Below are 16,301 nucleotides of genomic sequence, written 5' to 3' on the forward strand. Positions count from 1 at the left end.
TCATGTCGCTCTGACCCTACCGTTCGGTTCCGGACACACTAGCGACGCTCGGCCTTCGCGGAGCGCGACATCAGCTCCTTGAGCGCCACGAGCGGCGGTTTGCCCTCGTGCACGATCTCCACCACGGTCTCGGTGATCGGCACCTCGACACCGTGCCTGCGGGCCAGATCCAGCACCGATTCACAGGATTTGACGCCCTCGGCGGTCTGCTTGGTGACCGCGACCGTCTCCTCCAGGGTCATCCCGCGGCCCAGGTTGCGCCCGAAGGTGTTGTTGCGGGACAGCGGCGAGGAGCACGTCGCCACCAGGTCGCCCAGCCCGGCGAGGCCCGCGAAGGTGTGCGCGTCGGCGCCCATCGCCAGGCCGAGCCGGGTGGTTTCGGCCAGGCCGCGGGTGATCAGCGACGCCTTGGCGTTGTCGCCGAGCCCCATGCCGTCGGCGATGCCGACCGCGAGCGCGATGACGTTCTTCACGGCGCCGCCGAGTTCGCAGCCGACCACGTCGGTGTTGGTGTACGGCCGGAAGTACGCGGTGTGGCAGGCCGCCTGCAACCGCTGGGCGACCGCCTCGTCCCGGCACGCGACCACCGCGGCGGCCGGTTGCCGGGCGGCGATCTCCTTGGCCAGGTTGGGGCCGGACAGCACCGCCACGCGCTCCGGACCGGCCTTGGCGACCTCCTCGATCACCTCGCTCATCCGCTTGGCGGTGCCGAGTTCGATGCCCTTCATCAGGCTGACCAGCACCGTGTCCGAGGGCAGCAGCGGCGCCCACTCGGTGAGGTTGGCGCGCAGCGTCTGGGACGGGATGGCCAGGATCACGAACCGCGCGTCGCGAGCGGCCTCGGCTGGATCGGTGGTGGCCCGTACGCCGGGCGGCAGTTCGACGCCCGGCAGGTAGTCCGGGTTGGAACGGGTGGTGTTGATGGCGTCGACCGGGGCGGCGCGGCGGCCCCACAGGGTCACCTCGCATCCGGCGTCAGCCAGGATCATCGCGAAGGCCGTGCCCCAGGATCCGGTGCCGTACACCGCGCAGCGCGTCGTCACTTACGCTCCACTCTCTTCGTTCTCGGTCGCCGCCGCACGCCGGGCCGCCTGTTGGGCGCGGACCGCCTTGCGGTGGTCGTAACGCTCCGTGGGCGCGGGCTCCCCGCGGACTTCGGCGAGCAGCTCGGTGATCGCATCCATGATCACGTCCGTTGCGGCGCGCAGGTTCTCCGCGGTGGGCTCCCGGTCGTAGAACGCGGACAGGTCGACCGGCGGCCCGGCCAGCACCCTGAACGTCTTGCGCGGAAAGAGCTTCAGCTTGCCGTACGGCGGCAGCGCCTCGTTGGCGCCCCACTGCGCGACCGGGATGACCGGCGCCTTGGTGAGCAGCGCGACCCGGGCCGCGCCGGTCTTGCCCGCCATCGGCCACTGGTCGGGGTCGCGGGTGAGGGTGCCCTCGGGGTAGAACGCCACGCACTCGCCGGAGTTGATGGCCTCCACGGCGGCCCGGAAGGCGTTGGCGGCGTCGGTCGACTCGCGGTAGACCGGGATCTGGCCGATGCGGCGCAGCATCCCGCCCACGACCGGGGCCTTGAACAGCGCGTACTTGGCGAGGAAGCGCGGGACACGGCCGGTGTTGTACTGGAAATGCGCGTACGACAACGGGTCCAGGTACGAGTTGTGGTTGACCACGGTGATGAATCCGCCGTCCGCTGGAATGTTCTCCATTCCGCGCCAGTCCCGCTTGAAGAACACGATGAGCCATGGTTTCGCGATGACGGCGGCCAAGCGGTACCAGAAGCCGATTCTGCGGCGGGACACCAGGACATCCTCCTCGATTGGCGCTGCCCGCGGTTTCATCTGCGCTTTCGGACAGCCGCACAAGTTTCGCCCCAGGCCCGCGCTCTGTCGAGAAGCACCCGCCGTGAACGGTTCGCGGCCGACGGCCACGGGGACGGTACCGACACCGTAACGCGGGTCGCCCGGAGCGTCGCGACCGCCCACGGGGAGAATGACCGGATGCGCAGCCAAAGGGTGTGGGATCTCGTCATACCGCTCAAACCGCTGGTCCTGGCCAAGAGCCGGCTGGGGGATCTGCGCCCTGGCCTGGCCCTCGCGTTCGCCCAGGACACGGTGGCCGCGGCGCTGGCCTGCGCGGCGGTACGGGGGGTGCACGTGGTCACCGACGACGCGCTGGCCGCGGCCGAGCTGTCGGCGCTCGGCGCGCGAATCGTGCCGGACGCGCCCGCGGCGGGCCTCAACGCGGCGCTGGCGCACGGTGCGCGGGTGGTGCGGGCCGAGCGGTCGCTCGGCGCCGTGGCGGCCCTGAACGCGGATCTTCCGGCGCTGCGGCCCGCGGAGCTCGCGGCGGTGCTGGAGGCGGCGTCCGCCGAGGCCGGACGGGCGTTCCTCGCCGACGCGGCGGGCGTCGGCACCACACTGCTCGCCACCGCGCCCGGCACCGAACTGCGCCCCGCCTTCGGCGGCCCCTCCCGCGCCCGCCACCGCGCGTCCGGCGCCAGGGAGATCACACTGAGCGGAGTCGACTCGGTACGGCGGGACGTGGACACCGCCTCCGACCTGCGCGCCGCCCTCGCGTTGGGCGTGGGCCCCCACACGGCCAGGGCCACCGCGGCTCTCCAGTTGTGACCCCTTGCGGGGCGTTCGCGGGCGACCCGGCGACGCGGATCACCACCATCGTGCTGGGGCCTGCCCCAAGTCCCTGTCCGCCGCCGGGGCGGGCAACTCCCACGCCGCGGCCCGGCGGTGTCGAACCAACCGCGTTCAAGGCCCGGGAAGCCCGCCCACCCGGAAGGGAACAGCGTGGCCGGCAGCCGACTAGGCTGCGAGGCATGCAAGCGACGTCGTACACCTTCGATCCCGAGACCCGCAGCGGCAGTGTGCTGCTCGACGACGGCACGCCGGTACCGTTCGACGCGGCGGCGTTCGACGCGGGCGGGCTGCGGTTGCTGCGCGTCGGCCAGCGGGTGCGCATCCGGATCGAGGGCGAGGGCGACGCCCGCCGAGTGGTCTTCGTGACGTTGCAGACCTTCGAGGACCCGGGGGCCTGATCCGTCAACTTCCGCCGTCGACGCGGCGCGGGCCGGGCTCCCGTGTGGGGGCCCGGCCCGTCGCGGCCTGAGGGACTGCTCCGCCTGGCGGTCTACCGCCGGGCGGTCCGCTTGGCGGTGGTCTTGCGGGTGGTGGTCTTCTTCGCCGGAGCCTTCTTGGCGGTGGCCTTCTTGGCGGCGGCCTTCTTCGCCGTCGTCTTCTTGGCGGTGACCTTCTTCGCGGTGGTCTTCTTCGCCGGAGCCTTCTTGGCGGTGGTCTTCTTCGCGGCGGCCTTCTTGGCGGTCGTCTTCTTCGCCGCGGCCTTCTTCGCGGCGGCCTTCTTCGCCACCGCCTTCTTGGCCGTAACCCCGCCGGTGAGGCTGCCCTTGGGCGCCTTCTTCACCGCGACCTCGCCGCCCCGCGGCAGCTTCTTGGTGCCGGCGACCAGGTCCTTGAAGCCCTGGCCCGCACGGAAGCGCGGCACGGAGGTCTTCTTGACCCGGACGCGCTCGCCGGTCTGCGGGTTACGGGCGTAACGCGCGGGCCGGTCAACCTTCTCGAACGAACCGAAACCTGTGACCGAGACCCGGTCGCCAGCGACAACCGCGCGGACGATCGCGTCGAGAACGGCGTCGACCGCTTCCGCGGCGTTCTGCCGCCCGCCGACCTTGTCGGCAATCGCTTCTACGAGCTGCGCCTTGTTCACGTCTTCCCCTTCGGAAACTTTGCTGGAACGAAAACCGTGTCCAAGCAGATCAAGCTTTTTCGCACGTTAGGCAGATATATACCGCAAATCAAATACGAAACGGGCGAATCACCCTTGTGCCGCAACGAACTCGGTGCTCACTGAGTTCCGGGATCGGTGAACCGCCCCTCGTCTAAGTCCCGCATGAAGCGCTCCAACCGCTGCTCTGCGCCAACCACGTCGTGCTTGGCGGCGGCGGTGATGACTAGCAACTTGCGGGTCATCGCCACCCGTACGTCGTCGGGGACTTGCAGTGCCCGCACCCTGGCGTGCGCCACCTTGAGGCGTGCCGCAACGACCCCGTAGAGCTTGAGTTGGTCATCGCGGTCCATGTGGCAATTGTGCCATCTGCTACGAGTTGTCACCTCCGCAGGGGTCAACTCGCCGTGCAGCCAACGCCTCCAGCGTGCCTCACACGCCGAACGCGCCCCCAGCCTCAGGGGCTGGGGGCGCGTTGCGGATGGTACGTGGTGAGCACGGGAAACGGGAGGTCAGACCTCCACCGTGCGCGGCTTGTGGACGGGTCGACGCGCCTCGTAGTCGGCGATGTCGGCCTCATGGCGCAGCGTCAGGCTGATGTCGTCCAAGCCTTCGAGCAGCCGCCAGCGCGCGTTGTCGTCCAACTCGAAGGACTGCGTTAGGCCTTCCGCGCGTACCTCGCGGGCCACGAGGTCGACGGTGATCTCGGCGGCCGGGTCGGATTCCGTCAGCTTCCACAGCCGTTCGATGACGTCCTGCGGCACAACGACCGTCAGCAGGCCGTTCTTCAGCGAGTTGCCGCGGAAGATGTCGGCGAAGCGGGAGGACAGCACGGTCTTGAAACCGTAGTTCTGCAACGCCCACACCGCGTGCTCACGCGACGAGCCGGTGCCGAAGTCGGGTCCGGCGACCAGCACGGTGGCACCCTGCCGTTCGGGCTGGTTGAGCACGAACTGAGGGTCCTTGCGCCATGCCTCGAACAGCCCGTCCTCGAAACCGTTGCGGGTGACCTTCTTCAGCCAGTGCGCGGGGATGATCTGGTCGGTGTCCACGTTGCTGCGGCGCAGCGGGACCGCACGGCCGGTGTGCGTGGTGAAAGCTTCCATGACCGCTCAGGCCTCCACGGGGGTACGTACGTCGGACAGGTCGGCGGGCGAGGCGAGGTGCCCCAGCACCGCGGTGGCGGCGGCGACCTGGGGTGAGACCAGATGGGTGCGGCCGCCCTTGCCCTGCCGCCCTTCGAAGTTGCGGTTGGAGGTGGACGCCGACCGCTCCCCCGGGGCGAGTTGATCGGGATTCATACCCAGGCACATCGAGCAACCCGCGTGCCGCCATTCGGCCCCAGCGGCGGTGAACACCTTGTCCAGCCCCTCCTCGACGGCCTGCAGGGCGACCCGCACCGAGCCGGGCACCACCAGCATCCGCAGCCCGTCGGCGACCTTGCGGCCCTCCAGCACGGACGCGGCCGACCGCAGGTCCTCGATACGGCCGTTGGTGCACGAGCCGACGAACACGGTGTCCACCGCGATCTCACGCAGCGGCTGGTCGGGCGCCAGGCCCATGTACTCCAGCGCCTTCTCGGCGGCCAGCCGCTCGCTCGGGTCGGTGAACGACGCCGGGTCCGGTACGGCGGCCGACAGCGGCGCGCCCTGGCCCGGGTTGGTGCCCCAGGTGACGAACGGAGCCAGTTGGGCCGCGTCGATGTGCACCTCGCGGTCGAACACCGCGTCGTCGTCGGTGCGCAGCGTCTTCCAGTACTCGACCGCCGCGTCCCAGTCCGCGCCCTCGGGCGCGTGCGGACGGCCCTTGAGGTAGGCGAACGTGGTCTCGTCGGGGGCGATCATGCCGGCCCTGGCGCCCGCCTCGATCGACATGTTGCACACGGTCATCCGGGCTTCCATCGACAGCTTCCCGATGGCGGAACCGCGGTACTCGATCACATAGCCCTGGCCGCCGCCGGTGCCGATCTTCGCGATGATCGCCAGGATCAGGTCCTTGGCGCTGACGCCGTCGGGCAGTTCACCGTCGACGGTGATCGCCATGGTCTTGAACCTGGGCATCGGCAGCGTCTGGGTGGCCAGTACGTGCTCGACCTGGCTGGTGCCGATGCCGAACGCCAGCGCGCCGAACGCGCCGTGAGTGGAGGTGTGGCTGTCGCCGCAGACCACGGTGGTGCCCGGCTGGGTCAGTCCCAGTTGCGGTCCCACCACGTGGACAACGCCCTGCTCCACATCACCGAGCGGATGCAGCCGAACACCGAACTCGGCACAGTTCTTACGCAGCGTCTCCAACTGGGTACGGGAGACCGGGTCGGCGATCGGCTTGTCGATGTCGAGGGTGGGGGTGTTGTGGTCCTCGGTCGCGATGGTGAGGTCCGTGCGACGCACGGTACGGCCGCTCAGCCGCAGTCCGTCGAAGGCCTGCGGGCTGGTCACCTCGTGCAGCAGGTGCAGATCGATGAAGAGGAGGTCGGGCTCGCCCTCGGCGCGCCGAACGACGTGGTCGTCCCAGACCTTCTCCGCGAGTGTCCGTCCCATCGCTTTCCCTTCGGCCGGTGTCCCCACCGCGCCTGCTCGTCCTGGCGGGGTTGCCATCCAGCGTGACGGCTTCTCCGGAAAATTGAACTTGCGTTTCACACTGTGAGACGTAAGTATCGTTGCATGGACAACTCTAGCGGCGTCGGCGTTCTCGACAAGGCAGCTCTGGTGCTCAGCGCACTGGAGTCGGGACCGGCCACCCTGGCCGGGCTCGTCGCCTCCACCGGCCTCGCCCGCCCCACCGCACACCGGCTCGCGGTCGCGCTGGAGCACCACCGGATGGTGGCGCGCGACATGCAGGGCCGTTTCATCCTCGGCCCCCGGCTGTCGGAGCTGTCCGCCGCCGCGGGCGAGGACCGGCTGCTGGCCACCGCCGGTCCGGTGCTCACCCACCTACGGGACGTGACCGGTGAGAGCGCGCAGCTCTACCGGCGCCAGGGCGACATGCGGATCTGCGTGGCCGCGGCCGAGCGGCTGTCCGGACTGCGGGACACCGTGCCGGTGGGCTCCACGCTGCCGATGAAGGCCGGATCGGCCGCCCAGGTGCTGCTGGCCTGGGAGGAGCCGGAGCGGCTGCACCGCGGGCTGCAGGGCGCCCGGTTCACCGCCACGGCGCTGTCCGGCGTACGCCGCCGCGGCTGGGCCCAGTCGATCGGTGAGCGCGAGCCGGGCGTGGCGTCCGTCTCCGCGCCCGTACGCGGTCCGTCCAACCGCGTGGTGGCGGCGGTCTCGGTCTCCGGCCCCATCGAGCGTCTGACGCGGCATCCCGGCCGCATGCACGCCCAGGCGGTCATAGACGCCGCCGCGCGCCTGTCCGAGGCGCTCCGCCGCAACGGCTGAGCTCGCCCTCGCGGCGCGTTCGCGGGTTGCGGTTCGTTCGGAATCCGCCGGACTCGCGATTGGCCCCAGTCGCGACGGAAAGGTCCTCGGGGGCCAGCCCCAAGCCTCCAGCGCGATCCCTTGCGGGGTTGGGGCTTGTCCCCAACCGCACCCCCGAACCCCCGCAGCCACGGAGGGAGTTGTGCGCATCCCCGTGCGCGGCGCGTGCCGCCAAAAGCAAAAGGCCTCCTGCGCGAGCAGGAGGCCTTACCGTACCCCCGACCGGATTCGAACCGGCGCTACCGCCTTGAGAGGGCGGCGTGCTAGGCCGCTACACAACGGGGGCCCTAGCGATCCTTCAGGATCCGTACCCCCGACCGGATTCGAACCGGCGCTACTGCCTTGAGAGGGCAGCGTGCTAGGCCGCTACACAACGGGGGCTTGATCGAAGTTCATCGATCAGCTGGGGTACCAGGACTCGAACCTAGACTAACTGAACCAGAATCAGTCGTGCTGCCAATTACACCATACCCCACCGAACTCAACCCCCCGGGGAGGCCTTGTTTGGCGTTTGCGCTTCCCGGTCCGGCCTTTTTTCGGCCCGCCCGGGCGGCGCAGAAAGAACATTACCGGATGCCTGCCCCAGCACCAAAATCGAATACCCCGACCTGCGGTCCGACACGCTGCGTGGCCGTCCCCGCACTCTCGGGCGCGGCCGGTGGAAGGCCCGCGGGAGGCCCGCGGACAGCCGAAAGGGGGCGGCGGCCACCATGGGCCGCCGCCCCCTCACGGGCGTACGGGTGTCAGCCGCCGAGCTTGGCCAGCGCGGCGTCGACGCGGGCCAACGTCCGCTCCCGGCCCAGCACTTCGAGCGACTCGAAGAGCGGCAGCCCGACCGTGCGGCCGGTGATCGCGACCCGGACCGGCGCCTGCGCCTTGCCCAGCTTGAGGCCGTGCTCCTCACCGGCGGCCAGGACAGCCGACTTGAGCTCCTCGGCGTTCCAGTCGGCCAGCTCCGCCAGCTTGGCGCGGACGGTGCGCAGCAGCGCGTCCGAACCCTCCTTCATCGCCTTGTTCCAGGACGCCTCGTCCTCGACCGGCTCGTCGAGGAAGAGGAAGTCCACGTTGGCGGTGATGTCGGACAGCACCGTGAGGCGGGTCTGCGCGTGCGGCGCGATCGCCTCGAAGGCCGCCTGGTCGAACGCCTCCGGGCGCCAGGGCGCGTGCGGGGCCTTCAGCCACGGGCCGCACGCCTCGATGAACGCCTTCGGGTCCAGTCGGCGCAGGTGCTCCGCGTTGATGTGCTCGCACTTCTTCAGGTCGAACCGCGCCGGGTTGGCGTTGACGTCCTTGATGTCGAAGGCGGCGACCATCTCGTCCATGGTGAAGATGTCGCGGTCCTCGGCGAGCGACCAGCCCAGCAGGGACAGGTAGTTGAGCAGTCCCTCGGGGAGGAAGCCTCGCTCCCGGTAGAGGTTGAGCGAGGACTGCGGGTCCCGCTTGGACAGCTTCTTGTTGCCCTCGCCCATGACGTACGGCAGGTGCCCGAACTGCGGGGTGGTGCCGTTGCCCACGCCGATCTCGGCGAGCGCCGCGTACAGCGCGATCTGCCGCGGGGTGGAGGACAGCAGGTCCTCGCCGCGCAGCACGTGCGTGATCTCCATCAGCGCGTCGTCCACCGGGTTGACCAGGGTGTACAGCGGAGCGCCGTTGGCCCGCAGGATGCCGTAGTCCGACACGTTCTCCGGGGTGAAGGTCAGCTCGCCACGCACCAGGTCGGTGAAGGTGATCGGCCGGTCGGGCATCCGGAACCGCACGATCGGGGTGCGGCCCTCCGCCTCGTACGCCGCGATCTGCTCCGCGGACAGCTCCCGGCACTTGCCGTCGTAGCCGGACGGCTTGCCCGCGGCGCGGGCCGCCTCGCGGCGGGCGTCCAGTTCCTCGGTGGTGCAGTAGCAGCGGTAGGCGTGCCCGGCCTCCTGGAGCCGGCGCGCCACGTCCGCGTAGATGTCCATCCGCTGGGACTGCCGGTACGGCACGTGCGGGCCGCCGACTTCGGGGCCCTCGTCCCAGTCGAAGCCGAGCCAGCGCATCGCGTCGAGCAGCTGGTTGTACGACTCCTCGGAGTCGCGGGCCGCGTCGGTGTCCTCGATGCGGAATACCAGGGTGCCCTTGTGGTGCCGGGCGAAGGCCCAGTTGAACAGGGCGGTGCGGACCAGGCCCACATGGGGGTTGCCGGTCGGCGAGGGACAGAACCGTACGCGTACTGGTGCGCTAACCACGCTTGATCACCTTGTTGGTGAGAGTGCCGATGCCTTCGATGGAGACGGCGACCTCGTCGCCGATGTCGAGCGGGCCGACCCCCGCCGGGGTGCCGGTGAGGATGACGTCACCGGGGAGCAGGGTCATCGCCTCGCTGATGTTGACGATGAGGTCGGCGATCGGGTGCGTCATCTGGCTGGTGCGGCCCGCTTGCCGCAGTTCGCCGTTGACCGTGCAGGTGATCGCCAGGTCGGCCGCGGTCTCCAGACCAATGCCGGTCTCCACCCACGGCCCGAGGGGGCAGGAGGCGTCGAACCCCTTGGCGCGGGCCCACTGGTTCTCGGTGCGCTGTACGTCGCGCGCGGTGAGGTCGTTGGCGCAGGTGTAGCCCAGGATGACGTCGGCCACCCGGTCCCGCGGCACCTCCCGGCACATCCGGCCGATGACCACGGCGAGTTCCGCCTCGTGGTGCAGTTCGGAGGAGAACGGGGGGTAGGGGACCGGGTCGCCGGTGCCGATGACCGAGGTCGACGGCTTGAAGAAGGCGAACGGCGCGGTCGGCACCTCGTTGCCCAGTTCCGCGGCGTGCTCGGCGTAGTTGCGCCCGAACGCGACGACCTTGCTGGGCAGTACCGGGGGTAGCAGCCGGACCTTGCTGAGCGGGACCTTGGTGCCGCTCAACTCGAACTCGGCGAACGGGATGCCCTTGATGATGTCGATGGCGAGGGTGTCCGGCTGGGCCGGGTCCCCTTCCACCGCGCCGAAGGCGACATTGCCGTCGATGGAGAATCTGGCGATGCGCACGGATGCCGCGCCCTTCACAGGTTGGAGACTGACGCTCCAGGCTATCGCGGGGTGGCGGCGCGCCCCCGGCTCATTTCCGGGACCGGGCCGGGCGGCGGGGTCAGGCGCCGGGCAGCGTGTCCAGGACGGTGCGGCGCGGGTTCGCGGTCTGCTGCGGGAGGTCGCGGGCCTCCACGGCGGTCTCCTCGGCGGCCGGGGCCGGGACCAGTTCGTCGGCGTCCTTCAGATGGGCGAGCGTGGTGCGACGCGGGTTGGCTATCGGACGCATCAGCATCGTCGTCTTCACGTTTCGGTCCAGACCTTTTGCAGTTGGGGCGCCGACGGCGCCGTTTGTCGAAGTAACACCTTGTGTAAAGGCTCAGGCTATGTCCGTGCATTCCGGTGACTCCGTGACCCAGGCAACGATCACCGTGTGATTTTGCTCACTAACACCAGGGCAATTCGCCGCAAATCGACTCGCCAATTCGATACGGAGAAACCGGCATTGAGGACTGATCGCCTCTTATCTCCCCCGATGGGCGTTAGCGGGTCAGCACGGCCACGTACCGGGCTCGCGGGTAAAAGTCCGTTATCGCCGACATGGTCCTAGACCCGCGGTGATCCATTGCCTGCGGTGCGTAACCATCGTCACAGCTCGGGCACGCACCTTGTTGGACCTCCCCGCCTGTGCTGGAATTCCACGGACCGCCGCGACCAGTCGACGAGCACGCAGGGGGCGCGCAGCAGCGTCGAGCGGCGGTGCAACGGGCACTCGCCGGTCAACCGTTCCCCAGGAGGGCCGCGGGCCCCAAGAACCGACACCGTCCCCCGCGCGCGGGGGACGCCTGGTCCAGAGGTTGCGACGCTAGTGCAGGGACGTTTCAAGAGGGATGGCGGCGCCGCGGGAGACCCGGAGGCGCGCGACGGAGCCGGCCGCGGCCCGGAGCCGCGGATGGCTCCTTCCGCACCGCCAACCGATCCGGTCACCCCGGCCACCGGGCAACCAGGCCCCAAGGGCGGCGCATCCGCGAAGGGCGCGGCCCCCAAGGGCCCATCCGCCAACGGCGCGCCGGCCCCGGACGCCGGCCCCCGCGCCATGAGCGCCCCGGCCACGCCGGGCGGCGATGTGGAGCCCCCCGCCACCTCGGGCAGCCAGGGCAAACACGCCTCGCGCATGTCCATGCGCAACTGGAGCATCCGCACCCGTCTGGTCTCCCTGCTCGCGCTGCCGGTGGTCGCCGCCACCACGCTGGGCGTGCTGCGCATCCAGGACCAGCTGAAGAACGTGGACCAGCTGGACCACATGAAGCTGCTGACCGAGATGACCGGTCACGCCACCAAGCTCGCCGACGCCCTGCAGAACGAGCGCGACGCCTCGGCCGGTCCGATCACCAGCAAGCACCCCAACGACGACACCGTCGTCGCCGCCCAGCAGGCCACCAACCAGCAGATCCAGGGCTTCCAGGACGCCACCGCGGGCATCAACACCAACGACAGCTCGCTGGTCGGCGTCCGCAGCACCATCATCGACATCACCCGGCAGCTGCAGAGCCTCAAGCAGATCCGCGGTGACGCGTACAACAACCCGCAGTACATCTCGCAAACGGTCAGCGGCTACGACCAGTTGATCAACTCGCTGCTGTCGCTCTCCCAGGACATGGCGCAGGCGACCAGCAACTCCGACATGATCAAGAGCACCCGTGCGCTCGCCGCGTTCACCGCGGCCAAGGAGTACGAGTCGATCCAGCGAGCCGTCATCAGTGCCGCGCTCGCCAACCCGTCCGGCCCTTCGCTGTCCAACAGCGACCGGCTGTACGCGCAGACCGCCTCGGACAGTGAGAACTCGGAGATCAAACGGTTCTCCGAGATCTACGGCCCCGGCTCGGCCGAGCTGATGAAGGCGCTGGACGGCGGCAACGTCGTGATCACCCAGGCCGACCAGTACCGCGACCGGGTGCTGCAGACCCAGAACGGCATCGCCCAGGAGTCCAAGTCGTACCTGGACTGGTACGACCAGGCCGACACCAAGATGCAGGAGATGTCCCGCATCGAGGCCGAGCTGCTCGACCAGATGTCGCAGAAGGCGCTGGAGCTGCGCTCCGCGGCCCAGCAGGACGCGCTGATCAACGGTGCGCTGATCCTGCTGGTCCTCGGTGTCTCGCTGGTCGGCGCGTTCGTGGTGGCCCGCTCCATGATCCGCTCGCTGCGGCGGCTCCAGGACGCGGCGCAGGACGCTGCCCAGCGGCGACTGCCCGAGCTGGTCAAGCAGTTGTCCGAGTCCGACCCGCAGGACGTGGACACCTCCGTCCAGGAGATCGGCATCAACACCCGCGACGAGATCGGCCGGGTGGCCCGCGCGTTCGACGACGTCCACCGCGAGGCGGTCCGTCTCGCCGCCGAGCAGGCGCTGCTGCGGGGCAACGTCAACGCGATGTTCACCAACCTCTCGCGTCGCAGCCAGGGCCTGATCCAGCGCCAGCTGTCTCTCATCTCCGAGCTGGAGAGCCGCGAGGCGGACCCGGACCAGCTGTCCAACCTCTTCAAGCTGGACCACCTCGCGACCCGTATGCGCCGCAACGGTGAGAACCTGCTGGTTCTCGCGGGTGAGGAGCCGGGCCGCCGGTGGACCCGCCCGGTGCCGCTGGTGGACGTGCTGCGTGCCGCGGCGTCCGAGGTGGAGCAGTACGAGCGCATCGAGCTGACCGCGGTCCCGCCCACCGAGGTCGCCGGCCGGGTCGTCAACGACCTCGTCCACCTGCTCGCCGAGCTGCTGGAGAACGCCACCTCGTTCTCCTCCCCGCAGACCAAGGTCCGGGTCACCGGCCACGCGCTGCCTGACGGCCGGGTGCTGGTGGAGATCCACGACACCGGCATCGGCCTGTCGCCCGAGGACCTGTCGGACATCAACGAGCGGCTGGCCAACCCGCCGACGGTGGACGTGTCCGTCTCCCGCCGCATGGGCCTGTTCGTGGTCGGTCGCCTCTCGCTGCGGCACGGCATCCGGATCCAGCTGCGGCCGTCGGACTCCGGCGGTACGACCGCGCTGGTCATGCTGCCGGTGGACCTCACGCAGGGCGGCGCCAAGCCCGCCCCCGGCGCGGCCCAGGGCAAGCGCGGCGGCGTCATACCGCCGGTGCCGGGCGGCAAGAGCGCTGCCGGGGACATCGCGGCGGCGCGCGGCGCGTCCGCCGAAGGCGGCGTGCGCCGGGCCGGCCAGGTCGGCCGCGGCGCCCAGCCGGGGCAGCAGCCCAAGAGCCAGGTGCCTCCGGTCGGCCCGCGTCCCGCGCTCACCGGCAACCGGGACTCCGGGCAGGACCGCCCGCAGCAGCGCACCCCCTCGGGCCTGCCGACCCGGTCGGGCCCCGGCGCCCCGCAGCGGCCCGCGGCGCCCACCCCGGCGGCGTCCGGCGAGCGGCCCACACCTAGCTGGGCCGCCCAGCAGGGCCGGGACGGCGCGGACGTGCCGCGCGGCCATGACGACGTGGAGTCCACGGCCCAGTTCGAGCGCCCGGCGTTCCCGGACGCCGCTTCGACCGCCAACCCCGGTGCCCGGCAGCCCGGTTACGGCGACGCCGCCACCGGCGAGTTCCCGGTGGCGCAGCCGCCCGGGTACCCCGACAACGCCACCACGGGCGAGTTCCGGCAGCCCCAGGCGCCTGGCTACGCGGACAACTCCGGGACCGGCGAGTTCCGTCAGCCGGGATACGGCAACTCCGGCACCGGCGAGTTCCGGCAGCCGGGTTACGACAACTCCGGCACCGGCGAGTTCCGTCAGCCCCAGCAGCCGCCGGCCACCGACTTCTTCGGTGGTCAGCCGGCCGGTTCCGGCTCGGACGTGTTCGGCCCGCGCGGCCGTCAGGCGCCGCAGCCGCAGCAGCGTCCGGCCGCCGAGCCCCCCGCGTACGAGGCGACCGGCGAGTTCCCGGCGGTGACCGACGCTCCGCGCGGGCCGCGGCAGCGGCGTGCGGAGGCCCAACTGCCGCCCGCCGCCGAGCCGATGGCGCTGCCGCCCGCCGACTCCCCCGGCGACGGCCGCTCGCCGATCTTCGAGTCGCTGGAGTCGGACTGGTTCCGGCAGCAGGACGAGCACGACGTCCCGGCCGCTGGCGGCCCCGCCGCGCCCCAGCGTCAGCAGCCCCCGCTGACCGGCGGCCCGCAGCCGTCCCGGGTGCAGGGCGCGCCGTCCGCCGAGACGACCCAGGAGTGGCAGCCGTCGCCCAACGACGAGCGGTGGCGCCGCGCCGAGCAGGTACGGGAGCCCGCCGCTGGCGGGATCACCTCATCCGGCCTGCCGCGCCGGGTGCCGCGGGCGAACCTCGTCCCGGGCACCGCGGAGCAGACCCAGCACACCGGTCCGCAGGTCTCGCGGGCACCCGACGACGTACGCGGGCGGCTCACCAACCTGCGCCGCGGCATCCAGCAGGGCCGCAGCGCCGGGTCCGGCCAGACGGACGGGCGCGGCTTCGGTACCGGCACTTCTCACCAGCAGGAGCGTTAGTTGAGTCCGATGAGCCAGGCGGCACAGAATCTGAACTGGTTGATCACCAACTTCGTGGACAGCACGCCCGGTGTGTCCCATACGGTGGTGGTCTCCGCCGATGGTCTGCTGCTCGCGATGTCCGAGGGCTTCCCGCGTGACCGGGCCGACCAACTCGCCGCGGTGGCCTCCGGGTTGACCTCGCTGACCGCGGGCGCCTCGCGCATCTTCGAGGGCGGCAGTGTCAACCAGACGGTGGTGGAGATGGAGCGCGGCTTCATGTTCATCATGTCCATCTCCGACGGCTCCTCCCTCGCCGTGCTTGCGCACCCCGAGTGCGACATCGGCCTCGTGGGCTACGAGATGGCCCTGCTCGTGGACCGGGCAGGGACCGTGCTCACCCCCGATCTACGCGCCGAGCTGCAAGGCACCCTGCTCGGCTGATCCTCGCTCTTTGCAGTACCTCCCCCGCAATGACCCGGACCAGCTTGCTTCTGCTTCGCTCGGAGGACGACGTACATGACCCCGCCACCCGCCTCACCCGACCCGTACGGCGCTGCCCACCACCTGCCGTACGACGCCGAGGAGGGCGAACAACCGCTGGTCCGGCCCTATGCCATGACCGGTGGTCGCACCAGACCCAGATACCAGTTGGCGATCGAGGCGCTGGTGAGTACCTCGGCGGACCCTTCGCTGTACCAGGGTCTGCTTCCTGAGCACCAGCGCATCTGCCATCTGTGCCGTGAGATCAAGTCGGTGGCGGAGATCTCCGCGCTGCTGGCGATCCCGCTCGGTGTGGCGCGGATCCTGGTGGCGGACCTCGCCGAGGCGGGCATGGTGGCGATCCACCAGCCGAGCACCGGTGAGGCCGGCGGACAGCCCGATGTCACTTTGCTGGAGAGGGTGCTCAGTGGACTTCGCAAGCTCTAGACCGCAGGGCGCCGACTCGTACGCACAGGGTGCGGGCGGTCTGCCCCAGCACGGCGCGGCCTACGGGCAGCAGACGGCGCGGTCCACCACCTCCGCCAAGATCGTGGTGGCGGGTGGCTTCGGCGTCGGCAAGACCACCTTCGTCGGTGCCGTGTCGGAGATCAACCCGCTGCGTACCGAAGCGGTGATGACCGCGGCCTCGGCCGGGATCGACGATCTCAGCCAGGTCAGCGGCAAGACCACCACGACCGTGGCGATGGACTTCGGCCGCATCACGCTCGATGACGACCTGATCCTCTACCTGTTCGGCACCCCGGGACAAGACCGTTTCTGGTTTATGTGGGATGACCTGGTGCGTGGTGCGATCGGTGCGGTTGTCCTGGTCGACACCCGTCGGCTGGCCGACTGCTTTCCCGCGGTGGACTACTTCGAGAACTCCGGTCTGCCGTTCGTCATCGCGCTCAACGGCTTCGAAGGCCACCAGCCGTACGCCCCGGACGAGGTCCGCGAGGCGCTGCAGATCGGCCCCGAGGCGCCGATCGTGACCACCGACGCCCGTCAGCGGGCGGACGCCAAGGGCACGTTGATCACGCTGGTGGAGCACGCGCTGCTGGCCAGACTCAAGTAGCCGTTGGATCTTGCCAGTTGTGATCGGCAAGGAGCGGGCCGGCTGTGTCTTATGACACGACCGGCCCGCTCCTTCATAACGTTTCGACAGAGAATCGCCGGGGGGC

At 70.3% G+C, this 16,301-nt stretch carries 16 protein-coding genes and 3 tRNA genes; 7 read left to right on the plus strand and 12 right to left on the minus strand.

The window, feature by feature from the left end:
• Positions 1 to 38: 38 nt before the first annotated feature.
• Both P3G67_RS08225 and P3G67_RS08230 read right to left on the minus strand, forming a co-directional pair.
• Entirely contained in the window at positions 39 to 1,043 is a 1,005-nt protein-coding gene (locus P3G67_RS08225) for an NAD(P)H-dependent glycerol-3-phosphate dehydrogenase (protein ID WP_269859044.1), read from the minus strand.
• The gene (locus P3G67_RS08230) at positions 1,044 to 1,805 is read right to left on the minus strand and encodes a lysophospholipid acyltransferase family protein (RefSeq protein ID WP_276092857.1); all 762 of its coding nucleotides are present in this window, start codon (positions 1,803 to 1,805) and stop codon (positions 1,044 to 1,046) included. It lies immediately after the preceding gene.
• Between the two features lie 198 nt (positions 1,806 to 2,003).
• Between P3G67_RS08230 and cofC the strand changes: the two genes are divergently transcribed.
• Entirely contained in the window at positions 2,004 to 2,633 is a 630-nt protein-coding gene (gene cofC / locus P3G67_RS08235) for a 2-phospho-L-lactate guanylyltransferase (protein ID WP_276092858.1), read from the plus strand.
• Between the two features lie 203 nt (positions 2,634 to 2,836).
• Positions 2,837 to 3,055, plus strand: coding sequence for a hypothetical protein (locus P3G67_RS08240; protein ID WP_269859047.1), 219 nt, complete (start codon positions 2,837 to 2,839; stop codon positions 3,053 to 3,055).
• A gap of 92 nt (positions 3,056 to 3,147) precedes the next feature.
• On the opposite strand, the gene P3G67_RS08245 is transcribed toward P3G67_RS08240, so the two are convergent.
• From P3G67_RS08245 to leuC, 4 genes are all read right to left on the minus strand, one after another.
• On the minus strand, positions 3,148 to 3,741 hold the full coding sequence (locus P3G67_RS08245; protein WP_269859048.1) for an HU family DNA-binding protein: 594 nt from the start codon (positions 3,739 to 3,741) through the stop codon (positions 3,148 to 3,150).
• 137 nt (positions 3,742 to 3,878) lie between these two features.
• Positions 3,879 to 4,112, minus strand: a complete 234-nt coding sequence (locus P3G67_RS08250) for an SCO5555 family protein (RefSeq protein ID WP_269859049.1) — start codon at positions 4,110 to 4,112, stop codon at positions 3,879 to 3,881.
• A 159-nt stretch (positions 4,113 to 4,271) separates the two neighbouring features.
• Entirely contained in the window at positions 4,272 to 4,865 is a 594-nt protein-coding gene (gene leuD / locus P3G67_RS08255) for a 3-isopropylmalate dehydratase small subunit (RefSeq protein WP_276092859.1), read from the minus strand.
• 6 nt (positions 4,866 to 4,871) lie between these two features.
• The gene (gene leuC / locus P3G67_RS08260; RefSeq protein WP_276092860.1) at positions 4,872 to 6,296 is read right to left on the minus strand and encodes a 3-isopropylmalate dehydratase large subunit; all 1,425 of its coding nucleotides are present in this window, start codon (positions 6,294 to 6,296) and stop codon (positions 4,872 to 4,874) included.
• A gap of 123 nt (positions 6,297 to 6,419) precedes the next feature.
• Between leuC and ndgR the strand changes: the two genes are divergently transcribed.
• Complete coding sequence (ndgR, locus tag P3G67_RS08265) at positions 6,420 to 7,136, plus strand: IclR family transcriptional regulator NdgR (RefSeq protein WP_269859052.1); 717 nt, start codon at positions 6,420 to 6,422, stop codon at positions 7,134 to 7,136.
• A gap of 252 nt (positions 7,137 to 7,388) precedes the next feature.
• On the opposite strand, the gene P3G67_RS08270 is transcribed toward ndgR, so the two are convergent.
• From P3G67_RS08270 to P3G67_RS08295, 6 genes are all read right to left on the minus strand, one after another.
• Positions 7,389 to 7,461 (minus strand) — tRNA-Glu (locus tag P3G67_RS08270).
• Positions 7,462 to 7,483: 22 nt separating this feature from the next.
• Positions 7,484 to 7,556 (minus strand) — tRNA-Glu (locus P3G67_RS08275).
• A 22-nt stretch (positions 7,557 to 7,578) separates the two neighbouring features.
• A tRNA-Gln gene (locus P3G67_RS08280) sits at positions 7,579 to 7,650 on the minus strand.
• 268 nt (positions 7,651 to 7,918) lie between these two features.
• Entirely contained in the window at positions 7,919 to 9,397 is a 1,479-nt protein-coding gene (gene gltX / locus P3G67_RS08285) for a glutamate--tRNA ligase (RefSeq protein ID WP_269859053.1), read from the minus strand.
• A complete protein-coding gene (locus P3G67_RS08290; RefSeq protein ID WP_276092861.1) occupies positions 9,390 to 10,181 on the minus strand; it encodes a fumarylacetoacetate hydrolase family protein in 792 nt (263 codons plus the stop codon). The genes gltX and P3G67_RS08290 overlap by 8 nt, the downstream gene beginning before the upstream one ends.
• Before the next feature lie 100 nt (positions 10,182 to 10,281).
• Positions 10,282 to 10,467 carry a hypothetical protein gene (locus tag P3G67_RS08295; protein ID WP_276092862.1) on the minus strand — a complete coding sequence of 62 codons (186 nt, stop codon included), beginning with the start codon at positions 10,465 to 10,467 and terminating at the stop codon, positions 10,282 to 10,284.
• Between the two features lie 561 nt (positions 10,468 to 11,028).
• Here P3G67_RS08295 and P3G67_RS08300 point away from each other — a divergent pair.
• From P3G67_RS08300 to P3G67_RS08315, 4 genes are all read left to right on the plus strand, one after another.
• A complete protein-coding gene (locus tag P3G67_RS08300; RefSeq protein ID WP_276092863.1) occupies positions 11,029 to 14,658 on the plus strand; it encodes a sensor histidine kinase in 3,630 nt (1,209 codons plus the stop codon).
• Positions 14,659 to 14,667: 9 nt separating this feature from the next.
• Positions 14,668 to 15,081 carry a roadblock/LC7 domain-containing protein gene (locus tag P3G67_RS08305; RefSeq protein ID WP_255930345.1) on the plus strand — a complete coding sequence of 138 codons (414 nt, stop codon included), beginning with the start codon at positions 14,668 to 14,670 and terminating at the stop codon, positions 15,079 to 15,081.
• A 75-nt stretch (positions 15,082 to 15,156) separates the two neighbouring features.
• Positions 15,157 to 15,567, plus strand: coding sequence for a DUF742 domain-containing protein (locus tag P3G67_RS08310; protein ID WP_269859057.1), 411 nt, complete (start codon positions 15,157 to 15,159; stop codon positions 15,565 to 15,567).
• Entirely contained in the window at positions 15,548 to 16,195 is a 648-nt protein-coding gene (locus tag P3G67_RS08315) for a GTP-binding protein (protein WP_391858221.1), read from the plus strand. The genes P3G67_RS08310 and P3G67_RS08315 overlap by 20 nt, the downstream gene beginning before the upstream one ends.
• Positions 16,196 to 16,301 lie beyond the last annotated feature (106 nt).

Origin of the sequence: Streptomyces silvisoli (genome assembly GCF_029269905.1) — a bacterium.
In the GTDB taxonomy this organism is placed as follows: Bacteria; Actinomycetota; Actinomycetes; order Streptomycetales; family Streptomycetaceae; genus Streptantibioticus_A; species Streptantibioticus_A silvisoli_A.